This is a genomic window from Mesorhizobium sp. BR-1-1-10 (assembly GCF_020165595.1).
GTDB lineage: Bacteria > Pseudomonadota > Alphaproteobacteria > Rhizobiales > Rhizobiaceae > Mesorhizobium > Mesorhizobium australicum.
On the sequence record NZ_JAIUIL010000004.1, the window covers coordinates 339,023 to 360,415 of the forward strand.

Below are 21,393 nucleotides of genomic sequence, written 5' to 3' on the forward strand. Positions count from 1 at the left end.
TTCCCATTCGCGGCGTGGCCTTGTAAACCGGTCCCCGATCTCAGTCGGTCTTGGGAGGCCCCCACTTGTCCAGTTCTGTCAGCGTCGCGAACGAGGGTGGCGTCGCCATCGTCACCATCGACAATCCGCCGGTAAACGCGCTGAGTTTCCACGTCCGCGAACCGCTGATGCAGGCTCTGGTCGCTTTGCGCGATGACGCATCGGTCGCGGCCATCGTCATCGCTTGCGCCGGCCGGACCTTCGTTGCCGGCGCCGACATCACCGAATTCGGCAAGCCGATGCAGCAGCCGGAATTGCGCGCCATCGTGGCTGTGCTGGAAGCCATCGCCAGGCCAACGGTCGCCGCCATCCACGGTACCGCGCTCGGCGGCGGGCTGGAATTGGCGCTCGGCTGCCATTTCCGCGTTGCCGATCAAGGCGCCAGGCTCGGCCTGCCCGAGGTGAAGCTCGGCATCCTGCCCGGTGGCGGCGGCACGGTGCGGCTGCCACGCTTGGTTGGCGCAGCCAAGGCATTGAAGATGATCGTTTCCGGTACACCGATCGGTGCCGATGAGGCTTACGGCGCCGGCCTGGTGGATGCCGTTTTCGAAGGCGATCTGACCACCCACGCCGTGAATTTCGCCCGCGAAATGGCCCGCAAGGGCGGTCCGTTCCCGCCGGTGCGCGACCGCGACGACGTCCTGAAGGAGACCGACCTTGCCGCCTTCGATGCGGAGGCCGCGGATCTTGCCCGCAAAGCGCGTGGCCTCGAAGCGCCAATCGCCTGTGCGCGGGCGGTGCGCAATGCCGTCACGCTGCCCTTCGACGAGGCGCTGGCGGAGGAGCGGGCGCTGTTCGTCAAGCTTGTCGCCAGCGACCAGTCGCGCGCCCAACGGCACCTGTTTTTCGCCGAACGCGAGGCGGCCAAGCTTCCCGGCAAGGACGTCGTCAAGCGCAGGATCGCCCGCGTCGGCGTCATCGGCGCCGGCACGATGGGCGGCGGCATTGCCATGGCCTTCGCCAATGGCGGCTTTCCCGTCACCTTGCTGGAAACCAGCCAGGAGGCGCTGCGGCGCGGGTTGGCGACGATCGAGAAGAATTACACCGTCTCGGTTGCACGCGGCTCCTTGAGCGAGGATGCCAAGCGGCAGCGGCTCGCCCAGTTCAAAGGCACGATCGATCATGCCGATCTCGCCGATTGCGACCTGATCGTCGAGGCAGCGTTCGAGGACATGGCGGTCAAGAAAGAAATCTTCGGGAAGCTCGACGCGGTGGCGAGGCCGGGCGCCATCCTCGCCACCAACACCTCTTATCTCGACATCGACGAAATCGCCGCCTCGACCTCGCGGCCGCAGGATGTGCTCGGCCTGCATTTCTTCTCGCCGGCCAACGTCATGAAACTGCTGGAGATCGTGCGCGCCGAAAAAACGGCGCCCGATGCGCTGGCGACCGTGATTGACCTTGCGCGCCGGATCGGCAAGGTGGCTGTCGTCGTCGGCGTCTGTCACGGCTTCGTCGGCAACCGTATGCTGGCCGCGCGCGGCTCGGAATCCGAGGCGCTGCTGCTCGAAGGCGCGACCCCCAGCCAGATCGACAAGGCGTTCACCGATTTCGGCTGGCCGATGGGTCCGTTCCAGATGGGCGACCTTGCCGGCCTCGACATCGGCTGGCGAAACCGCAAGGCGCGGGGCCTGACGGCCGTCATCGCCGACACGCTGTGCGAACAGGGGCGCTTCGGCCAGAAAACCGGCCGTGGCTTCTATCTCTACGAGAACGGTTCGCGCACGCCGGTGCCCGATCCCGAGGTCGAGGCGCTGATCCGCGACAAGGCGGCGGAAAAGGGCATCGTGCCGCGCACGATAGACGCCGACGAAATCATCGAGCGCACACTCTATCCCCTGGTCAACGAAGGCGCGAAGATTTTGGAGGAGGGAATCGCGGCCCGTGCGTCCGACATCGATGTCGTCTGGGTCAATGGCTATGGCTTTCCCATCGGCAAGGGCGGCCCGATGTTCTGGGCCGGCCTCGAAGGCGCGGCCAGGATCGTCGGGCGACTCAGGTATTGGCATGAGCGGACGGGCAAGGATGTTTTCAAACCGGCGCCCTTGCTCGAGCGGATGGCCAAAACCGACTCGTGGGAAGCCTGACCCGGGGTAGTCAGCGGCCTGCGGGAATCACCGGATCCGCGCGTCGATGATCTCGACGAAGCGGGCGAAAAGGCCGGCCTGCGACTTGATGTTGAGCTTGCGGTAGATGTTGCGGCGATGGACCTTCACGGTTCCCGGCACGATGCGCATGGCCCTGGCGATCGATTCCGTCGAATGGCCCTGCAGCACCAGGTCGACGACGTGTTTTTCGCGCGGCGTCAGCGACAGGCTTTTCCAGATATGGGCGCGGTCGAACTCGTTGACCTCGGTGATTTCCTCGTCCTGCTTCGTCTCGGCCGGTTCGTCGGCGGGAAGAGTTGGCCAACGCAGCCTGGTGAAGCTGATCACCGTCGGCGCCATGTCGCGCAGCAGCCTGGCATCGGCGGTGCCGAACGGACCGGAAGCGCTGAGCCGCATCAGCGACAGCACCAGCGCGTCCTTGCCCGGCAGCGGCACGAAGAAGCCGACTTCCTCGGCCAGCCTGGTCTGGCTGTAATAGGAGCGAAAATATTCGCTGGCGTAGAAGCGATCAGGAGCCAGTTCGCGCATGCGCCAGAACCCTTCCTTGCGCTCGACCGCCGCGTGATGGAAGGGGTCGAGCAGATAGGGGCCTTCCTGATAGAGCGCGACGAAGACGTGGCTTTCGGCCGGCGTGAAGGTCTCGAACAGCAGTGGCGGGCGCGCGGCACCCCGATAGCCGAAGATCACGCAATGGTCGAAGCCGACATGCTGCCGCAGCCAATCGACCATCGCTTGGCCGAAGAGATCGCCGCTCGTCTCCCGCGTCGCCGCGACAAGCGTCGCGAGCCGGCTGTATTCGTCGCTGCGGGAAGCGCTCAATCCAGTACCCCCTTAAACGGGAAAATAGATCAGATATACCACCTGCGAGGTATATACTAGCTGCCATTAGCTCTGGTAGCGTCTTGAAATCGCATCGTCCTGGAGCCCGCAGCCTTGACCGCAGTGCCCGACATCGAATTTCGCGGCGTCGCCAAGCGCTATGGCGCGGTGACCGCGGTCAGCGGCATCGACCTTGCCGTGCCGCCCTCCGCCTTCGTTGCGCTGCTTGGACCGTCCGGCTGCGGCAAGACCACCTGCCTGCGCATGATCGGCGGGTTCGAACAGCCGAGCGAAGGCCAGGTGTTCATCCGTGGCCAGGACATGGCCGGCACGCCGCCCTACCGACGGCCTGTCAACATGGTGTTCCAGCAATACGCGCTGTTTCCGCATCTCGATGTCGAAGCCAACGTTTCCTACGGGCTGCGCCAGGCAAGGCCACGGCTGTCGTCGCGCGATATCGGCCGGCGGGCTGGCGAAGCGCTCGAAATGGTGCGGCTCGCCGGCTATGGCGGCCGCAAGATCCACGAACTGTCCGGCGGCCAGCAGCAGCGTGTCGCGCTGGCGCGTGCATTGGTCAACAAGCCGGCGGTGCTGCTGCTCGACGAACCGCTTGCGGCGCTGGACAAGAAGCTGCGCACCGACATGCAGATCGAGCTGCAGAACCTGCAGCGCGAGATCGGCATCACCTTCGTGCTGGTGACCCACGACCAGGAGGAAGCGCTGTCGATGAGCGATTTCGTCTGCGTCATGAATGGCGGGCGCATCGTCCAGCTCGGCCAGCCGAGCGAGATCTATGACGAGCCGGCCGACCTGTTCGTCGCCGATTTCGTCGGCAAGACCAATCTGTTGAGCGGCACCGTCGCCGGGCACACGGGCGACCTGGTGGACGTGGCGCTGGCGGACGGCACTGTGGTCGCGGCGCGCAAGCGAACCGCGCTTCGACAAGGCGAGACCGTCTCGGTCAGTCTGCGTCCCGAATCACTCAGCCTTGGCGCTCCCGAAAGCGGTCCGCTCAAAGGCATCGTCCGTAACCGGATATTCCTCGGCTCGACCGCGGAATACGCGATCGAAGTGCAGGGCATCGGCACTTTGCTCGCCAAGGCTGATCACCTGATCGGCCAAGGCAATCTCTTCAAGCCGGGTGAACCCGTCGCCATCGGCTATGCCATGGGAACGCCGCTGGCGTTTCCGGAAACCAAGAACAACGGGACCAACCAGAGGGTAAACAAACATGTCGAAATCATATCGTGACGGACTGCCGATAAGCCCCGAGAATTTCGTCGACCAGCTGATGCGCCTGAAGCGCGGCTCGATCGGCCGCCGCGACTTCCTTGGCCTCACCGGCCTTGGCATCGCAACGGCGGTGATGGCGCGCGAGATCGGCATCATGCCGACCCCTGCCTTCGCCGCCGAAAGCCTTGGCGACCGCATGTCGATCGCCACCTGGCCGAATTACCATGACCCGCAGACCTTCGAGAACTTCAAGAAGGACACCGGCGTCGCCGTCGAGGTCAACGTGTTCGGCTCCAATGAGGAGATGCTGGCCAAGCTGCAGGCCGGCGCCTCGGGCTGGAGCCTGTTCGTGCCGACCAATTATACGATCTCGACCTACAAGAAGCTCGGCATCATCGAGCCGCTGGAGATGGCGAAGCTGCCGAATTTCGACGGCACCCAGGAAGATCCGCGCTTCACCTCCGAGGGCACGATCGACAAGGTGATCTACGCCGTGCCGAAGAACTGGGGCACCACGGGCTTTGCAGTGAACACCAAGAAGCTGACCAAGCCGATGACGAGCTGGAAGGAGTTCTGGGATACCGCCATGGCCGAGGGCGATGGCCGCACCATGGTGCACGACTACCAGCTCACCACCATCGGCAACGCGCTGAAATATTACGGCTATTCGTTCAATTCGCTGAAGCAGGACGAGCTCGCCAAGGCAGAGGAACTGCTGCTGAAGGTCAAGCCGCATCTGTTCGCCGTCTCGTCCGATTACCAGCCGGGTATGCGTGCGGGCGACGCGTGGATGACGATGTGCTGGACCAATGACGGTGCGCAGCTGCATCGCGACATTCCCGAGATCGCCTACGTGCTGGGCAAGGAAGGCGGCGAGATCTGGACCGATTTTTATGCCATCCCGAAGGACGCGCCGAACAAGCCCGCCGGTTACGCGCTGCTCAACTATCTGATGAACCCGCAGGTCGCGGTGAAGGAGCACCTCGCCAACGGCGCGCCTTCGACGGATGCGCGCGTCAACAAGCTGCTGCCCAAGGAAGTGCTCGACAATCCGATCCTCTATCCGGCGGCGGAGCTGTTGACGCCGCTCGAATTCGGCGCGGCGGCAACGCTGACCGACCCGGGCCGTGCCGAACTGATGGCGCGCTTCAAATCGGCTTGAGACTGGCCTGGATAAAGACAATCGACCGGCGGGCCCATGCTCGCCGGCACCGGGGCGGTTTCGATGCACGGCAACAGATTTCGGCGTAATTTCCTGACCGCCTTGCTGCTCGCGCCGGCGACGGCATGGCTGGTGGTCTTCCTGGTGCTGCCATTCATCGCCATCGCCGTGTTCAGCGTCGGCGAGCGGGCGCCCGAGGGCGGCTACCAGGCAGCCTTCACGCTGGCGCAGTATGCCAATCTCCCGGCACGGGCGACCGCGTTCTGGAACACGATGGTGCTGGCGCCAGTGGGCGCGCTCGCCTGCCTGCTCGTCGCCTATCCCGTCGCTTATTACCTCGCCCTGCGGGCGCCGCAGCGCTGGCGGCTGATCCTGCTCGCGCTGGTCGTCATTCCGTTCTGGACCAGCCTTTTGATGCGGACCTATGCCTGGATGTACATTCTGGGTGGACGCGGCATCCCGGCGCTGCTCGCCTTTGCCGGCATCGAGGATGTCAGGTTGATCAACACGCCGGGCGCGGTCCTGCTCGGCATCGTCTACGGCTATCTGCCGCTGATGATCCTGCCGATCTATGTCAGCCTCGAACGGCTCGACCGAAGGCTGCTGGAGGCCTCCGCCGATCTCGGCGCGAGGCCGTTGTCGACCTTTCTCGGCGTGACCCTGAAGCTGTCGCTGCCGGGCGTGATGACCGGCTTCTCGCTGGTCATGATCCTGCTGCTCGGCGAATACCTGATCCCGACGCTGCTTGGCGGCGGCAAGGTGTTCTTCATCGGCAACGCGCTGGTCGACCTCTTCCTGCAGTCGCGCAACTGGCCGTTCGGGTCGGCCATCGCGATCACGCTGGTGCTGGTCTCGGTGGTGGTGCTGATTGTCGCCAACCGCATTTCGAACCGCGTTGCGGGCGCTCGCCGGGTGGACCTCATCTGATGCGCGCCTTCGTCATTGCCGTCTTTGCGTTCCTCTATCTGCCGATCGTGCTGGTCGTGCTGTTTTCCTTCAACGCCGGCCACCACGCCAGCGAGTTCACCGGTTTCTCGGTGCAGTGGTATGGCAAGGCCCTGTCCAACCCGTTCCTGGTCGAGGCGCTGAAGAACAGCCTGTTCATCGCCAGCACCAGCGCCCTGCTGGCGGCGGTGTTCGGCACCGCGGCGGCGCTTGGCCTGGCGCGTGTCGGCGCCAGAACCCGCGCCGTCTTCGACGGGCTGCTTGGCGCGGCGATCGTCGTTCCGGGCGTCGTCATCGGCATCTCGACGCTGGTCGCGCTCGTTCAGCTGTTCGCGGTCGTCAATCCGTTCCTCGCCTCGGTCTGGCCGGGCGACCAGCCGCCGCGCCTGTCGCTCGGCTACGGCTCGATCATCGCCGCGCATGGCCTGTTCTCGATGGCGCTGGTGACGATGATCGTCGGCACGCGGCTCGGCAGCCTCGATCGTAATCTGGTCGAGGCCTCCAGCGATCTATACGCCACGCCGTTGACGACCTTCCGCTCGATCGTCCTGCCGCAGATCATGCCGGCGGTGGTCGCCGGTTTCCTGCTCGCTTTCACCTTCTCCTTCGACGACTTCATCGTCGCCTTCTTCGTCGCCGGCGCGCAGACGACGCTGCCGATCTATGTCTTTGCCTCTATCCGGCGCGGCGTAACGCCGGAGATCAACGCCATCGCGACGATCGTGCTCGTCGCCTCCGTCCTGCTCGTGGTGCTTGCCCAATGGCAACTGCGCCAGCGCAAGCCGTCAAACTGAAAGCCGCTCCATGATCCTCAAAGACCGCATCGCCGTGGTGACAGGCGCCGGCTCCGGCATCGGACGTGCCGGCGCCATGATCATGGCCAGGGAAGGCGCGGTGGTCGTCATCGCCGACAGGGACGGGACCGCCGGCGAGGCAACGGCCGCGGATATCCGGGCGGCGGGCGGCCGGGCCGAGGCGATCGCGACCGACGTCTCGAACGACAATGCGATCGACCAACTCATCGTCGGCACGCTCGACAGACATCAGCGCATCGACATCCTGCATAATCATGCCGGCATCCAGGTCGGCGGCACGCTGACCGAGGTCGAGACCGCCGGCATGGACGCATCCTGGCGGGTCAATGTGCGGGCGCAATTCCTCGCGGCGAGGATCGTCATGCCGTCGATGATCGCGCAAGGCGGTGGCGTCATCCTCAACACGGCTTCGAATTCGGGTGTGTTCTACGACCGCGAGATGATCGCCTATGCGACGTCGAAACATGCCGTGGTGGCGATGACCAGGCAGATGTCGCTCGACTATGCCCGGCACAATGTGCGCGTCAACGCGCTTTGCCCGGGCTGGGTCGACACCCCATTCAATGAGCCGTTCATCGCCCAGATGGGCGGACGCGAGGCGATCGAAACCTATGTCCGCACCAAGATCCCGATGGGGCGCTGGGCGGTGGCCGAAGAGATCGCCGAGGCGATCCTGTTCCTCGTCTCGGACCGTTCATCCTTCATGACCGGGCAAGCGCTGGTGATCGATGGCGGCGAGAGCATCGGCTGACGCTGCTTTCATCGATCGACCTTTCCCAGTTCAGCCCCGCTTTTTCTGTCGTTTCGCGGGATGCCGGACGGCACAAGACCATGGTCTGGCGGGTATGGGACTTCAGTGCCAAGCCAGGTAAAGCTGTGTATTTCCTTATCTTTTCAAGGGGTTGTTGATCCGACGCAGCGCGCGCTCTCGGATTGAGACCGCATTTGTCTAAAGTTTACCGGGTATGATTAGCGATTTCTCATACGCAGGTGGTTCAGCGGTGGGCGAGTGCGGCGATTCCCGAGGAGATTAGCATGACAAACCGGAAAACACTGTTCGCGGCCGTGGCCGCATTGGCGCTTCTGGCGTCTCCGGCGCTCGCCGGCAATGGGCATGGCAATGGCGGCGGCAATGCTGGAGGCAATGGCGGCGGCAACGGCAATGGCGGCGGCAATGGCGGCACCCATGGGAATGGCAACGGCAACAGCGGTGCTTCGCACGGCAAGTCGTCGGCACCGGGACGGGCAGCCAAGACGGACACCGACACAACGGCCGACGCCACGGTCGATACGAACACAAAGGTCTCGTCCGTGCCCAAGGAGAAGAATATCCACGCCAAGCTTGGCCGGCTGAACTCGCTGCAGCGCAACGTCAACGCCTATATGAACTCCAAGAGCAAGAAGTTCGCCGCCGTTCAGGCATTCGTGACGCAGTCGGCGAAAGCCAAGAACGCGCAGACCGCGGCTGCGGCGGCCGCTGCCACAGCTGCCGCGGCCCAGGCTCAACTGGATACGCTGAATTCGCAGTTGAGCGCACTGACGTCGCTGTCTCAGGCCGAAATCGACGCCATGACAGCCGAACAGCAGGCGGCCCTGCCCGGCCAGATATCGGCGCTGCAGGCTGACATCACTGCCCGGCAGGCGGTGGTCGACGCCGACAATACTGCGGCCGATGAGGCTGCGGCCGCGGCTGCGGCGGCAGCGGTCGGCACCGATGATGCATCGCTCGATGCGGCGCTGACCGACATGGCCAACAAGCCGGTCGACGCCGAGGTCACGGCCTGGGCCCAAGGTGTTCTTGCCGGCAAGATCGACCAGACGGCGGCCAAGCTTCAGGCGGGAACGACGCCGTAGCGGTTCGTCGCTGAAAAGGCCCGTAGTCACCAGAGGAGATGCCGCTGGGCTTGGCCTGGCGGCATCGTTTTCCTCCTGGAGCCGTTCCCGCTCAACGACAACGCAGAACCGCTTCTCGCTTCGACCTGATTGTCGGCGAAAAAAGCCGAGCGCGGCTTGTCGACTGGCTGGTGGCCAACAAGACCGGTGGTGAGCGCATCAGGGCGGGCCTGCCGAGAGGCTTGAAATGCGGCGACAAGACCGGGACCGGCGAGCGCGGCAGTACCAATGATGCCGCCGTCATCTGGCCGGCCTCGGGCCATCCGGTTCTGATGTCGATCTATCTGACCGGCACCGAGCAGAGCCTGAACGGCGCGGCTCTGCCGCGCCGCCGGTTTCACACACATCCAGCCGTTCCGGGTCATGCATCAACGTCTTCCGGCTGAAGCAATCGTTGCGCGAGCACCTCAATACACTCGACCATCTCGACAACCGGCGATATGAAATGGGTGCCGATCTGTTCGCATCCCCTGCGCCTCTCCCGCAGCCAGGGACCGCAGGCGGCCAGGCAAGGAGCCGCACTGTTCGGCGTGATCAGCCGGCCGGATTGAAGAGGATGAATTGACGCGTAAAGCCAGCCCGACCATCGCGCTGTTTTCCAAGGCGGGCTCTGGCGCCGCGCTGAACTGCATTGGCATCGCACAGGCCTTGCCCGCCCGGGGCGCCCAGCCTTCATCCACCACGGCGGCAATAAAAGCTTTTGCGAGGCGCTGCGCTTCGGCGTGCCGTCGCTGATCATGCTCTATTGCTGGGACGACAATGCGCAACGCGCCGGAGAGACCGGCGATCATATCGGCCGCGACGGCTGGACCGAAGGGGGATTGAAGAGAGCCATTCTCGGCCTGCTGGCCGATGACGCCACGCCCGCCCGCCTCAGGGACAATTCAGCCGAGATGGCGCTGAAATCCGGAACGGACGTGGCCGCGCAAGCCATTCTCTCCCCGATACGGACATGAACGAAATGCTTGATAAGAACACGAATACCGCAATCAACGACCCCAAGGCCTGGCTCACGCAGCACGGCATCACCGAGGTCGAGTGCCTGGTGCCCGACATGAACGGCGTGTTGCGCGGCAAGGCGCTGCCGACCGCCAAACTCCTCAAGGCGCTGGAAGACCGCGCGCTCTACCTGCCGAGCAGCGCCTTCCTGGTCAGCATCGACGGTCGCTATTCCGGCTCTATCGACGAGGGTTTTGCTTATTCGGACCCCGACATGCGCATGGTGCCCGATGTCTCGACGCTGTGCCTGGCGCCGGGGGCGGGGGCGGGCAAGGCCTATGTCTTCGCCGACGCCTTCCACATGGACGGCAGGCCATGGATGGCCTCGCCACGCCATGTGCTGCGCGCCGTGCTCGATCTCTATCGCAAGCGCGGCTGGGGCGCGGTGGTGGCGCCGGAACTTGAATTCTATCTGACCGCACCGAATCCCGATCCGGACAAGCCCCTCACCGCCCCGGTCGGCGCCAATGGCCGCGCCGAGGGTGTGCAGCATCCCTATGACATGGCCGCGCTGGAAGAATTCGAGCCGGTGATCCGGCGCATCTACGACTATTCAGCGGCGGCCGGTCTGCCGCTCGACACGCTGATCCATGAATCGGGTACGGCGCAGCTGGAAATCAACCTGCTGCATGGTGACGCCCTGCCGCTGGCCGACCAGGTGCTTTTGTTCAAGCGGTTTACGCGCCAGGCCGCGCAGCAATGCGGCATGCATGCGACCTTCATGGCCAAGCCGATCGCGGCCCAGGCCGGCAGCTCGATGCATCTGCACATGTCGGTCGTCGACGAGGCCGGCAATGCGCTTTTCGCCAGCGGCGACGATGCCGACACCGGGATGTTCGGCCACTTCATCGGCGGCTTGCAGAAATACGTTCCGGAAATCATGCCGCTGTTCGCGCCAAACGTGAACTCTTTCCGCCGCATAAGGCCCAACCACAGCGCACCCGCCAATATCGAGTGGTCGCATGACAACCGCTCCTGCGGCCTGCGCGTGCCGGCGGGGGGACGCGCCGCGCGGCGGGTGGAGAACCGGCTGCCTGGGGCGGATTGCAATCCCTATCTGGCGATCGCCGGGTCGCTGCTTGCCGGCTATCTCGGCGTCGAGCAGAAATTGGCGCGCTCGGCCGAGGCGTCGGGCAATGCCTACAAGGTCAGGAGCACGCTGCCTAAGACCATGGAGGAGGCGCTGGATCGTTTCGAGGCTTGTGCCCCGGTGCGAGAGCTGTTGGGCGAGGATTTCTTCCAGACCTATTTGCGCGTCAAGAGCGTCGAACTCGACCTGTTCCAAAGCGTGGTGACGAGCTGGGAACGCGACCACCTCTTGCTGAAAGTGTGATCATGGCATCTTCAACGGGTTTCAATTCCGGTCTCGACATCGGCAAATCCTACTACGTCGCCACCGCCAATCCGGCGCCGGACCATCCAGCGCTCGTCGGCGATGCCGAAACCGACTTGGTCGTCGTCGGCGGCGGCTGCACCGGGCTGTCGGCCGCCCTTCACGCCGCCGAACGCGGGCTGAAGGTGGTGCTGCTCGAAGGCGGCAAGATCGGCTGGGGCGCATCGGGCCGAAATGGCGGCCAGATGATCCCCGGCCTGCGCAAGGGCGCCAAGGGTCTGGTCAAGCTCTACGGAGCCGAGCGGGCCAAGGTGCTGTTCGACCTCGCTTTCGAGGCGCGCGGCCTGGTGCTCGACATCATCGAACGCAATGCCATCGAGTGCGATCTCAGGCTGACCGGCCATCTGGTCGGCGCGGTCAACGGATCCGACCTCGAGGATCTGGAAGAAGAGGCCAAGTGCCTCGAGAGCGTGATGAAATTCCGCGATGTCGAGATACTCTCGGCGGCGGCGGCTCGGGCCAAGGTCGACACGCCTTATCATGGCGCCATGTATGAGCCGCTCGGCGGCCACATGCATCCGCTCAACTACACGCTTGGGCTTGCCCGCGCGGCTGTCGCGGCCGGCGTGGTCATCCACGAAAACTCGCTGGCCGTGAAGCTGGAGCGCGAACCCTCGATCCGGGTCTCGACGGCAAAGGGATCGGTGCGGGCCAGACATGTCGTGCTGGCGGGCGACGCGCTGCTCAACGGGCTGGAGCCGCGCGTCAACAGTCGCATCATGCCGGTCGGTAACTACATTGTCGCCACCGAGCCGCTGGAGGGCGCGCGCAACGTCATCCCGGCCAATGTCGCGGTGTCCGACACACGCTTCGTCGTCAACTATTACCGGATGTCCGCCGATGGACGCCTGCTGTTCGGCGGCGGCGAGCGCTACACGCCGTCACCGCCGGCCGACATTGCCGGCTTCGTGCGGCCGCACATGGAGAGCACCTTTCCGCAACTCAAGGGCTGCCGCATCGACCATGCCTGGGGCGGGCTGGTGTCGGTAACGACGTCGCGGCTGCCGCATGTCGGGCACTATGGCGAGGTCTATTTCGCGCACGGCTATTCAGGCAAGGGCGTCATCCTGTCGACGCTCTCGGGCAAGCTTTTGGCCGAGGCGATCACCGGCGATGCCTCACGGCTCGACCTGTTCTCGACGCTGACACCAATGCCGTTCCCGGGCGGCACGGCGCTGCGCGGGCCGCTCTATGTGCTGGGCATGCTGTGGTACGCGATGCGGGACCGGATCAAGCATTGAGGGCGCTATTTAGACGCTGGCGGGCCAACGCCAGGGAAGCCTAACAGGCCTCTATCAGACGACAAAGAAATCCTCGACACGCTGTCTGGCCTCAAGCAGCGCAGGCAAGATCTCCCGCTCCATATCCGCGACGGAAAACCGTGCCGACTGGGTCGAGACATTGATCGCCGCGACCGTGCGCCCAGCGCGGTCGCGGATCGGCACGGCGATGGAGCGCAGGCCGAGTTCCAGCTCTTCGTCGACGATGGCGAAGCCATCCATTCTGGCTTTGGCAATGGCCTTTGCCAGCAACGGTCTTTCAACAATTGTCTTCGGCGTCCGCCGCTCGACCGTTGCCTTACGGAAGAAGGCGTCCAATTCCGCCGGTGTCAGCCCCGCCAGCAGCATCCGCCCCATCGAGGTGCAATAAGCGGGTAGCCTGGTGCCGACATCGAGCGATACGCTCAGGATCCGCCGGCCGGGAATGCGGGCGACATAGACGACATCTTGGCCCGACAGGATCGCTGCAGAGCAGGCCTCGTTCAGTTGCGCGGCGACCGCGCGCATGATCGGCGCGGCGAAGCTCCACAGCGAGGCGCCGCCGAGCCAGGTGCGGGCAACGGTCAGCAGGCGCGGGGACAGGGAGAATAGACGCCCGGATTGCGTCGCATAGCCGGTAGCGGTGAGCGTCAGCAGGAATCGCCGGGCGCCGGCACGGGTCAGGCCGGCTTGTTCGGCCATTTCGGTCAGGGTCATGCCGGAGGGATGGCGGGCCAATATCTCCATCACGCCGAGTCCGCGCTCGAGCGAGCCGACGTGATCACGGGAAACGGTCTCGTCGTGCATCTCATCTCTCGGTCCGGGCGATCTCGCTACGATTGACACCCCGGCTCAACGGAGTTTAGAAAGTATCGCATTCAATACATATGTTCGCAATACGAACTTTGCGGACTCTGGGAGTCGCCGCAATGGTCAAGTTCCTGCCGCTCAAACAGGCCGTGGCGGAGAACCTGAACGATGGCGACACCGCTGCCTTTGAAGGCTTCACCCATCTGATCCCGACAGCCGCCGCGCATGAGGCGATCCGCCAGCGGTTTCGCGACCTGACCCTGATCCGCATGACGCCGGACCTGATCTACGACCAGATGATCGGCATGGGCATGGCCAAGAAGATCGTCTTCTCCTATCTCGGCAATCCCGGCGTCGGCCTTTTGCGGCGCGCCCGCGACGCGATCGAGAACGGTTTTCCCCGCTCGATCGCGGTCGAGGAACACAGCCATGCCGGCATGGCCAATGGCTATGAGGCGGGTGCGGCCGGCCTGCCCTGCGCGGTGTTCCGCGGCTATCGCGGCACGGGGCTGGCTGATGTCAATCCGAACATCAAAGCGGTGACCTGTCCGTTCACCGGCGAGATGCTGGCGGCCGTGCCTTCCATCCGGCCCGATGTCACTTTCATCCATGCGCAGAAAGCCGACCGGAAAGGCAATGTGCTGGTCGAAGGCATCATCGGCGTCCAGAAGGAGGCGGTATTGGCGGCGAGGCGCGCGGTGGTGACGGTGGAGGAGGTGGTCGACAATTTTGACGATCTTCACCCCAATCTGACTGTGCTGCCCCGCTGGACGATCGCGGCGATCTCGGTCGTGCCCGGCGGCTCGCACCCTTCCTATGCCCATGGCTATTATGCGCGCGACAATGCCGCCTATATCGAATGGGACGAGGTCGCGGCCGACCGCGAGAAATTCCGGGCCTGGATGCAGGCAAACGTGATCGAGAAAAGTCCCGACGATTTCGCGGCCCGGGTCTCGCGTCTGCGGAACGCGGCATGAGCGACAATCAGCTGGGCTTCACCCCCAACGAGATGATGACGATCGCCGCGAGCCGGGCGCTGAGGAATGACGATGTCTGCTTCGTCGGCATCGGCGCGCCGTCCGCGGCATGCAACGTCGCGCGGCTGACGCATGCGCCCGACATCACCTTGATCTATGAGAGCGGCACGATCGGTACGGCGCCCGACGTGCTGCCGCTGTCGATCGGCGATGGCGAATTGTGCGAAACCGCCGTCACCACCGTCGCGGTGCCGGAGATGTTCCGCTACTGGCTGCAGGGCGGCCGCATTTCCATCGGGTTCCTTGGTGCGGCGCAGCTCGACAAGTTCGGCAACATCAACACCACTGTGATAGGCGACTATTTCCATCCCAAGACCCGACTGCCCGGCGGCGGCGGCGCGCCGGAGATCGCGACATCGTCGAAGGAGATCTACATCACCATGGCGCAGACCAAGCGCGGCATGGTCGAGAAGATCGACTTTGTCACCTCCTTCGGCCATGGCGAGGGCGGCGATCACCGACAGCGGTTGGGCATCGAGACCGCGGGCCCCACGCTGCTGATCACCGATCTTGCCATCTGGAAGCCCGATCCGGTGACCAAGGAATTCACGGTCGTGTCGCTGCACCCCAAGGTAACCCGTCAGCAGGTGCAGGAGCGCTGTGGCTGGGTTGTTAAGTTCGCTGAGGCGCTTGACGAAACACCCGCGCCAAGCGAACTCGAACTGAAGACATTGCGCGACCTGCAGGCCCGCACCAAGGCGGCGCATGCGGGAACCGGAAAGACAAAGGCTGCATAAAATGGCCGAGGCCTATATCTGCGACTACATCCGCACGCCGATCGGCCGCTTCGGCGGTTCGCTGTCTTCGGTTCGTGCCGACGATCTTGCCGCCATCCCGCTGAAGGCTTTGCTCGAGCGGAATCCCGGCATCGACTGGCAGCGGATCGACGACGTCGTCTATGGCTGCGCCAACCAGGCCGGCGAGGACAACCGCAATGTGGCGCGCATGGCGTTGCTGCTAGCTGGGCTGCCGAAGGAGATACCAGGCTCGACGGTCAATCGCTTGTGCGGCTCGGGCATGGACGCGCTGACCATCGCGGCGCGTGCCATCAAGGCCGGCGAGGCGGAACTGATGATCGCGGGTGGTGTCGAATCGATGAGCCGCGCGCCTTTCGTCATGCCCAAGGCCGACACCGCCTTCTCGCGCAATGCCGAGATCTATGACACCACCATCGGCTGGCGCTTCGTCAACCCGCTGATGAAGAAGCAATACGGCGTCGATTCGATGCCGGAGACCGGCGAGAATGTGGCGGAAGACTTCGCTGTTTCCCGCTGGGACCAGGATGCCTTCGCCGTGCGCAGCCAGGACAAGGCCGTCGCGGCACAAGCCAATGGCCGGCTGGCGAAGGAGATCACCCCGGTGACCATCCCACAGCGCAAGGGAGATGCGGTCACTATCAGCAAGGATGAACATCCTCGCGCCGGCACAACCGTCGAGGCGCTGGCCAAATTGCCGACGCCGTTCCGGCAAGGTGGCACGGTGACGGCCGGCAATGCGTCTGGTGTCAATGACGGCGCTGCGGCGCTCATTGTTGCCTCGGAAGCGGCGGTGAAGACATGCGGGCTGACGCCGATCGCCCGTATTCTTGGCGGGGCCGCCGCCGGGGTCGCGCCGCGCATCATGGGCATCGGTCCGGCGCCGGCGACGCAGAAACTTTGTGCGCGGCTTGGCCTGACGCCGCAACAATTCGATGTCATCGAACTCAACGAAGCCTTTGCCTCGCAAGGCATCGCCGTGCTGCGCCAACTCGGCATTGCCGAGGATGCGCCGCACGTGAACCCGAATGGCGGTGCCATCGCACTTGGCCATCCGCTAGGCATGTCGGGCGCGCGCATCTCCGGCACGGCGGGGCTGGAGCTGCGCGAGCGCGGCGGCCGCTATGCGCTGGCCACCATGTGCATCGGCGTCGGCCAGGGCATTGCCATCGCGCTCGAACGGGCCTGAGCAATCGCTCTTCCTGGCGGGCCAGGAGAGTGGATATGCTGGATCCTGCCAAATTTGACCATGTGGACAAAAGTCCGGACCCGTTCCATAGTTCCCCGTCTGATTTCAGGAACGGCCGGCTCGACACGGCTGTCAAACAGAGGGGCACTTCAATGGAAGACCGGAAGAACAGATCTCATTCGATGCGCGAAGGGCTGTCGCGACGCAACGTGCTGGAGCTGGGCGCGCTTGGCCTGGCCGCGACGATGCTGCCGGGCGCGGCCTTCGCGGCGGGCAAAAAACTGAAGGTGGCGGCGATCTTCGCCACGCCGATCGAAGAACCCTGGGACAACCAGATCCACGTCGCCTTGCAGAAGGCGCAGAAGGAACTGGGCATAGAATATAAATGGTCGGAGAAGGTCCAGACCGCCGACTTCAGCCGCGTCATGCGCGAATATGCGCAGGGCGGCTATCAGCTGGTGCTGGGCGATGCCTTCGCCGCCGAGCGTGAATCGCGCCGCACGGCCAAGCAGTTCCCCAAGACAGCCTGGCTGTTCGGCTCTGGCGCCGGGCCGGCCGAGCCGAATTTCGGCGTGTTCGACAACTGGATCCACGAGCCCGCCTATCTCTCCGGCATGATCGCAGGCAAGATGTCGAAATCGGGCACGGTCGGCGCGGTGGCGGCGATGGGCATTCCGGAAGTGAACCGGCTGGTCAACGCCTTCTTCGCCGGCGCCAAGGAGGTCAACCCGAACGTCAAGAAGAAGGTCGCCTTCATCGGCTCCTTTTTCGATCCGCCCAAGGCCAAGGAAGCCGCGGTGGCGCAGATCGATGCCGGCGTCGATGTCATCTATGCCGAACGCTTCGGCGTCATCGAGGCGGCGGTGGAAAAGAAGATCTTCGCCATCTCCAACATGTCCGACCAGTCGAGCCTCGGCCCCGATACCGTCATCACCGGTCCGGTCTGGGACATGTATCCGACGGTCGAGCAGGCGATCAAGCTGGTCAAGGCCGGGGTCTACACCGCGCAGGACTATGGCGATTTCTCGCGCATGGCCAAGGGCGGTTCGTATCTGGCGCCCTTCCACAAGTTCGACAAGACTTTGCCCGCCGAGGTCAAGGATCTGGTCGAGAAGAAGAAGGCCGAGATCCTGGAAGGCAATTTCCGCGTCGACGTCGACGAGAACACGCCGGTTTCGGATTGACGCCATGATTGAGGGCTGGCGCGTGGCGCCCCCCTCTGGCCTGCCGGCCATCTCCCCCTCAAGGGGGGAGATCAGATGTCACTTCGGCTTTCGCCAATCGCCGACCTTGAAACATAAGCGAAGTCGGCGAAGCTGCCAATCTCCCCACTTGAGGGGGAGATGTCCGGCAGGACAGAGGGGGGTACAGCGCCGCCCTCCGCAGCTAAGGCCGGATCGGAAAAATCAGGAGCATTCTTGTCCGCCCCTCTCATCGAAATGCGCGGCATCACCAAGAGCTTCGGCGCCGTCAAGGCAAACGAGGCTGTGGATCTCAGCGTGGCGCCGGGGGAAATCCTCGGGCTGCTCGGCGAGAACGGCGCCGGCAAGACGACATTGATGAACGTGCTGTTCGGTGCCTACGCGCCGGATGCCGGTGAGATCCTGATCCAGGGCCAGCCAGTCAGGATCACCAGCTCGGCCGATGCGCTGGGCGCGGGCATTGGCATGGTGCATCAGCATTTTCATCTGGCACCACGGCTCACCGTGCTGGAAAATCTGCTCATTGGCATTCCGGGCAAATCGGGACGAATCGACCGCAGCGGCGGGCTGGCGCGGCTTGCTGAAATCAGCAGCCGGCACGGGCTGACGCTCGATCCCAATCTGCCGGTCTCGGCGCTGTCGGTCGGCGAGCAACAGCGGCTGGAGATCGTCAAGGCGTTGTTTCGCGGTGCCAAGCTCTTGATCCTTGACGAGCCGACGGCGGTGCTGGCACCGAGCGAGGTGGACGGACTGTTTTCGGCCCTGCGCTCGATGGCGGCGCAAGGCCTGGGCATCATCTTCATCTCGCACAAGCTCAACGAGGTGCGGGCGCTGACGCATCGCTGCACCGTGCTGAGGCACGGCCGCGTCGCGGGCCGCGTCGACGACCCCGCCAACACGACGTCGGCTGCAATGGCTGAACTGATGTGCGGCCATGAGATCGTGCCGCCGGCAAGGGGATCGTCGACGCCCGGCGCCGATGTGCTGACGCTCGACGGCATTTCAACCTCGAAGCATTCCGGCATGGCGTTGCGCGATGTGTCGCTTGCGGTTCGTGCCGGCGAAATCCTAGGCATCGCCGGCGTCTCCGGCAATGGCCAGCGGGCGCTGGCGGAGGTGATCTCCGGCGTGCTGGCGCCCGAGACGGGCCGAATGACGATAGCCGGCAAACAGGTGGCAAAATTCTCGCCGCGCGAGGTGCAGGCGCTCGGCCTTGGCCGCATCCCGGAAGATCGCATGACGACGGGGCTGGTCACCAATTTGCCGCTCGCTGATTCAATGGTGCTGCCGCGCATCGGCACTTCAGCCTTCTCCGCCAAGGGCCTGCTCAAGCCGGATGCGATCCGCGCTTTCGCCGAGGAACAGATCAAGGCCTATGACATCAGATGTCCCGGACCGATGACGCGCGCCGGCGCGCTGTCCGGTGGCAATCTGCAGAAAGCGCTTCTGGCGCGCGAGCTTGCTTTCGATCCGAAGGTGCTGATCGTTTCACAGCCGACACGTGGCCTCGACATCGGTGCGGCGCGCTTCATCCATGAAAAATTCCTCGACATGCGCGCCAAAGGCTGCGGCATCATCGTCATCGGCGAGGATCTGGAGGAACTGCTGGTGCTGTGCGACCGCATCGCGGTGATGTATGAGGGCCGCATCGTCGGCACGCTGGACAGTGCCGATGCGACCGTCGCCCGGCTCGGCCTGCTGATGACCGGCGCGGAGGGCCACTGATGTTCCGCCTCGAAGTCCGCACGTCCACGCCCGCCTGGTTCAACCTCGCGCTGCCGTTGCTGGCGATTGTCGCCACGCTCATCCTGTGTAGCGGCCTGATCGCGCTGGCCGGGGCCGGGGTGTTCGAATCCTACGGCGTGATGTTCACGGCCTCGCTTGGCGACAGCTACGCCGTCACCGAAACGCTGGTCCGCGCCGCCCCGATGATCTTTACCGGACTGGCGGTGGCGGTCGCCTTCCGCGCAAAGTTCTGGAACATCGGCGCGGAAGGGCAATTGCTGGCCGGCGCGGTGGCGAGCTGTTTCGTTGGTGCGATCCCGATGCCCGGACCGCTTGCCATGCTTTTCATGGCGCTGGCGGGGGCGGCCGCAGGCGCGGCGGTCGCGCTGGTGCCTGCGACGCTGCGGGTAAAGTTCAAGGTCGACGATGTCGTGAGCTCCTTGCTGCTCAACTCGGTCATCTATTATGCCCTGATGGCACTGATCGAGGGACCGTGGAAGGACAGCTTCAGCGGCTATCCGATCTCGCCGCCGATCGAGGATTCGGCGAACTTTCCGGTGCTGATCGAAGGCACACGGCTGCATCTCGGTGTCGTCGCGGCGCTGATCGCGGCCCCGGTTATCTGGTTCCTGATCGTGCGCACGACGCTGGGCTTCCGGATCAGGGTCACCGGCGAAAACCCGGAAGCGGCACGCTATGGCGGCATCCATGTCGAGCGCGTGCTGCTGTCGACGGCGCTGCTGTCGGGCGCGTTGGCGGGGCTGGCCGGCGTCGGTGAGGTCGGCGGCGTGCATTTCCAGGTGATGAGCGATATTTCGCCGGGCTACGGCTATTCCGGCATAGTCGTCGCCATGCTAGCGCGGCTCAACCCGCTCGGCGTCGTGCCGGCGGCGATCTTCCTTGCAGCCGTGATGACCGGCGCCGAGGCTATGTCGCGCGCGACCGGCGTGCCGGCCTTCCTCAGCGACGTCATCCAGGGCACGGCGCTGCTTGCCATGCTGGTGGCGCTGCTGTTCACGGCCTATCGCATCCGCCGCGTCGGAGCCGTCGGATGAGCGCGGTGTTCGAGCAGATTTTTCAGGTCGGCTTTCTCGCCGCCATCATCCGCATCGCCACGCCGCTGGCCTTTGCCACGCTCGGCGAAATGTTCTCCGAACGGGCCGGCGTGCTCAATCTCGGCATCGAAGGCATCATGCTGCTCTGCGCCATGACCGGCTTCACCGCCACCAGCCTCAGTGGAAGCCTGTGGCTGGGTGTCCTGGTGGCGGTGCTGACCGGCATGCTGATGGGCGCGCTGCATGCGCTGTTCACGGTGGTTCTCGGCCTCAGCCAGCATGTCTGCGGTATCGGCGTCACCCTGTTCTCGTCGGGGCTGGCCTATTTCCTCTACCGGCTGATCTTCGGCCAGCAATCGGTGCCGCCGAGCATCAAGGGTTTTCAGACGCTGCCGATCCCGGTTCTCTCGGACATTCCCGTGCTGGGTCCTGCGGTGTTCGACCAGTTCGCGCTGGTCTACATGGCCGTCCTGGCCATTCCTCTGGCGGGCTTCATCCTTTACCGCACCCCGTGGGGGCTGTCGGTGCGCATGGTCGGCGAGAACCCGCGCGCCGCGGACTCTGCGGGCGTCAGCGTCATCGCCACGCGCTTCCAGGCCGTCATTCTCGGTGGCGCCCTGATGGGGCTCGCTGGTGCTTTCCTGTCGATGGCGCAGTTCAACGCCTTCACCTTCGGCGTCGTTTCCGGGCGCGGCTGGGTGGCGATCGCACTGGTCGTCTTCGGCCGTTGGGATCCCTGGCGCTCGGCAGGGGCCGCGCTGCTGTTCGCCTTCGTCGATGCCTTGCAATTGCGCATGCAGGCGAGTGGGCTTGGACACATCCCCTACGAGGCGTTCCTGATGCTGCCGTTCATCTTCACCATCGTCGCCATGGCCGTCATGTCGCGCAACGCTGTGGCGCCATCGGCGCTGCTCAAGCCGTTTCGAAGGGAAGAGCGTTAGACGAGTAGGATTTG

20 protein-coding genes are annotated in these 21,393 nt (G+C 64.5%); 18 read left to right on the top strand and 2 right to left on the bottom strand.

The features are described 5' to 3' along the window. Positions 1–65: 65 nt before the first annotated feature. The gene (locus LB555_RS10505) at positions 66–2,126 is read left to right on the top strand and encodes a 3-hydroxyacyl-CoA dehydrogenase NAD-binding domain-containing protein (protein WP_224682841.1); all 2,061 of its coding nucleotides are present in this window, start codon (positions 66–68) and stop codon (positions 2,124–2,126) included. A 27-nt stretch (positions 2,127–2,153) separates the two neighbouring features. On the opposite strand, the gene LB555_RS10510 is transcribed toward LB555_RS10505, so the two are convergent. Continuing rightward, positions 2,154–2,966 carry a helix-turn-helix transcriptional regulator gene (locus LB555_RS10510; RefSeq protein ID WP_015315086.1) on the bottom strand — a complete coding sequence of 271 codons (813 nt, stop codon included), beginning with the start codon at positions 2,964–2,966 and terminating at the stop codon, positions 2,154–2,156. A 114-nt stretch (positions 2,967–3,080) separates the two neighbouring features. Here LB555_RS10510 and LB555_RS10515 point away from each other — a divergent pair, with 114 nt between their 5' ends. The 10 genes from LB555_RS10515 to LB555_RS10560 all read left to right on the top strand — a co-directional run bounded on the left by LB555_RS10515 (position 3,081) and on the right by LB555_RS10560 (position 12,647). Further along, positions 3,081–4,217, top strand: a complete 1,137-nt coding sequence (locus tag LB555_RS10515) for an ABC transporter ATP-binding protein (protein ID WP_015315087.1) — start codon at positions 3,081–3,083, stop codon at positions 4,215–4,217. Continuing rightward, a complete protein-coding gene (locus tag LB555_RS10520) occupies positions 4,198–5,361 on the top strand; it encodes a PotD/PotF family extracellular solute-binding protein (RefSeq protein ID WP_015315088.1) in 1,164 nt (387 codons plus the stop codon). Before LB555_RS10515 ends, LB555_RS10520 begins: the two co-directional genes overlap by 20 nt. A gap of 36 nt (positions 5,362–5,397) precedes the next feature. Continuing rightward, on the top strand, positions 5,398–6,288 hold the full coding sequence (locus tag LB555_RS10525) for an ABC transporter permease (protein WP_015315089.1): 891 nt from the start codon (positions 5,398–5,400) through the stop codon (positions 6,286–6,288). Continuing rightward, entirely contained in the window at positions 6,288–7,100 is an 813-nt protein-coding gene (locus tag LB555_RS10530) for an ABC transporter permease (protein ID WP_015315090.1), read from the top strand. Before LB555_RS10525 ends, LB555_RS10530 begins: the two co-directional genes overlap by 1 nt. Positions 7,101–7,110: 10 nt before the next feature. Then, positions 7,111–7,872 (top strand): SDR family NAD(P)-dependent oxidoreductase, encoded by a 762-nt coding sequence (locus LB555_RS10535; RefSeq protein ID WP_015315091.1) that lies wholly within the window; start codon positions 7,111–7,113, stop codon positions 7,870–7,872. 284 nt (positions 7,873–8,156) lie between these two features. Continuing rightward, the gene (locus tag LB555_RS10540; RefSeq protein WP_224682842.1) at positions 8,157–8,975 is read left to right on the top strand and encodes a hypothetical protein; all 819 of its coding nucleotides are present in this window, start codon (positions 8,157–8,159) and stop codon (positions 8,973–8,975) included. 38 nt (positions 8,976–9,013) lie between these two features. Further along, the gene (locus tag LB555_RS10545; RefSeq protein ID WP_041163290.1) at positions 9,014–9,400 is read left to right on the top strand and encodes a serine hydrolase; all 387 of its coding nucleotides are present in this window, start codon (positions 9,014–9,016) and stop codon (positions 9,398–9,400) included. A 336-nt stretch (positions 9,401–9,736) separates the two neighbouring features. Continuing rightward, positions 9,737–9,970: a hypothetical protein gene (locus tag LB555_RS10550; protein ID WP_041163291.1), complete on the top strand. Its 234-nt coding sequence runs from the start codon at positions 9,737–9,739 to the stop codon at positions 9,968–9,970. 5 nt (positions 9,971–9,975) lie between these two features. Beyond that, positions 9,976–11,346 carry a glutamine synthetase family protein gene (locus LB555_RS10555; RefSeq protein WP_015315093.1) on the top strand — a complete coding sequence of 457 codons (1,371 nt, stop codon included), beginning with the start codon at positions 9,976–9,978 and terminating at the stop codon, positions 11,344–11,346. 2 nt (positions 11,347–11,348) lie between these two features. Further along, on the top strand, positions 11,349–12,647 hold the full coding sequence (locus LB555_RS10560) for an NAD(P)/FAD-dependent oxidoreductase (RefSeq protein ID WP_015315094.1): 1,299 nt from the start codon (positions 11,349–11,351) through the stop codon (positions 12,645–12,647). Between the two features lie 54 nt (positions 12,648–12,701). Here the strand turns inward: LB555_RS10560 and LB555_RS10565 are convergent, their stop codons facing one another. Then, positions 12,702–13,472, bottom strand: coding sequence for an IclR family transcriptional regulator C-terminal domain-containing protein (locus LB555_RS10565; RefSeq protein ID WP_140616522.1), 771 nt, complete (start codon positions 13,470–13,472; stop codon positions 12,702–12,704). A 122-nt stretch (positions 13,473–13,594) separates the two neighbouring features. On the opposite strand from LB555_RS10565, the gene LB555_RS10570 reads away from it, so the two are divergent. The 7 genes from LB555_RS10570 to LB555_RS10600 all read left to right on the top strand — a co-directional run bounded on the left by LB555_RS10570 (position 13,595) and on the right by LB555_RS10600 (position 21,379). Beyond that, positions 13,595–14,452, top strand: coding sequence for a CoA transferase subunit A (locus LB555_RS10570; protein ID WP_224682844.1), 858 nt, complete (start codon positions 13,595–13,597; stop codon positions 14,450–14,452). Then, the gene (locus LB555_RS10575) at positions 14,449–15,249 is read left to right on the top strand and encodes a CoA-transferase subunit beta (RefSeq protein WP_224682845.1); all 801 of its coding nucleotides are present in this window, start codon (positions 14,449–14,451) and stop codon (positions 15,247–15,249) included. Before LB555_RS10570 ends, LB555_RS10575 begins: the two co-directional genes overlap by 4 nt. Position 15,250: 1 nt before the next feature. Beyond that, a complete protein-coding gene (pcaF, locus tag LB555_RS10580; RefSeq protein WP_224682846.1) occupies positions 15,251–16,456 on the top strand; it encodes a 3-oxoadipyl-CoA thiolase in 1,206 nt (401 codons plus the stop codon). A 152-nt stretch (positions 16,457–16,608) separates the two neighbouring features. Then, positions 16,609–17,640: a BMP family protein gene (locus LB555_RS10585; protein ID WP_041163292.1), complete on the top strand. Its 1,032-nt coding sequence runs from the start codon at positions 16,609–16,611 to the stop codon at positions 17,638–17,640. 234 nt (positions 17,641–17,874) lie between these two features. Then, positions 17,875–19,383 (top strand): ABC transporter ATP-binding protein, encoded by a 1,509-nt coding sequence (locus LB555_RS10590; protein WP_224682847.1) that lies wholly within the window; start codon positions 17,875–17,877, stop codon positions 19,381–19,383. Continuing rightward, positions 19,383–20,438 carry an ABC transporter permease gene (locus tag LB555_RS10595; RefSeq protein WP_140662480.1) on the top strand — a complete coding sequence of 352 codons (1,056 nt, stop codon included), beginning with the start codon at positions 19,383–19,385 and terminating at the stop codon, positions 20,436–20,438. The genes LB555_RS10590 and LB555_RS10595 overlap by 1 nt, the downstream gene beginning before the upstream one ends. Beyond that, positions 20,435–21,379, top strand: coding sequence for an ABC transporter permease (locus LB555_RS10600; protein WP_140616529.1), 945 nt, complete (start codon positions 20,435–20,437; stop codon positions 21,377–21,379). The genes LB555_RS10595 and LB555_RS10600 overlap by 4 nt, the downstream gene beginning before the upstream one ends. The last annotated feature ends 14 nt before the right edge of the window (positions 21,380–21,393 follow it).

Excerpts from the sequence above, each read along its gene's own strand:
- LB555_RS10600 (WP_140616529.1), top strand. The coding sequence starts at position 20,435 with ATGAGCGCGGTGTTCGAGCAGATTTTTCAGGTCGGCTTTCTCGCCGCC.
- LB555_RS10545 (WP_041163290.1), top strand. The coding sequence starts at position 9,014 with ATGCCGCTGGGCTTGGCCTGGCGGCATCGTTTTCCTCCTGGAGCCGTT.
- LB555_RS10530 (WP_015315090.1), top strand. The coding sequence starts at position 6,288 with ATGCGCGCCTTCGTCATTGCCGTCTTTGCGTTCCTCTATCTGCCGATC.
- LB555_RS10595 (WP_140662480.1), top strand. The coding sequence starts at position 19,383 with ATGTTCCGCCTCGAAGTCCGCACGTCCACGCCCGCCTGGTTCAACCTC.
- LB555_RS10525 (WP_015315089.1), top strand. The coding sequence starts at position 5,398 with ATGCTCGCCGGCACCGGGGCGGTTTCGATGCACGGCAACAGATTTCGG.
- LB555_RS10575 (WP_224682845.1), top strand. The coding sequence starts at position 14,449 with ATGAGCGACAATCAGCTGGGCTTCACCCCCAACGAGATGATGACGATC.
- LB555_RS10555 (WP_015315093.1), top strand. The coding sequence starts at position 9,976 with ATGCTTGATAAGAACACGAATACCGCAATCAACGACCCCAAGGCCTGG.
- LB555_RS10560 (WP_015315094.1), top strand. The coding sequence starts at position 11,349 with ATGGCATCTTCAACGGGTTTCAATTCCGGTCTCGACATCGGCAAATCC.
- LB555_RS10570 (WP_224682844.1), top strand. The coding sequence starts at position 13,595 with ATGGTCAAGTTCCTGCCGCTCAAACAGGCCGTGGCGGAGAACCTGAAC.
- pcaF (WP_224682846.1), top strand. The coding sequence starts at position 15,251 with ATGGCCGAGGCCTATATCTGCGACTACATCCGCACGCCGATCGGCCGC.
- LB555_RS10535 (WP_015315091.1), top strand. The coding sequence starts at position 7,111 with ATGATCCTCAAAGACCGCATCGCCGTGGTGACAGGCGCCGGCTCCGGC.
- LB555_RS10565 (WP_140616522.1), bottom strand. The coding sequence starts at position 13,472 with ATGCACGACGAGACCGTTTCCCGTGATCACGTCGGCTCGCTCGAGCGC.
- LB555_RS10520 (WP_015315088.1), top strand. The coding sequence starts at position 4,198 with ATGTCGAAATCATATCGTGACGGACTGCCGATAAGCCCCGAGAATTTC.
- LB555_RS10585 (WP_041163292.1), top strand. The coding sequence starts at position 16,609 with ATGGAAGACCGGAAGAACAGATCTCATTCGATGCGCGAAGGGCTGTCG.
- LB555_RS10540 (WP_224682842.1), top strand. The coding sequence starts at position 8,157 with ATGACAAACCGGAAAACACTGTTCGCGGCCGTGGCCGCATTGGCGCTT.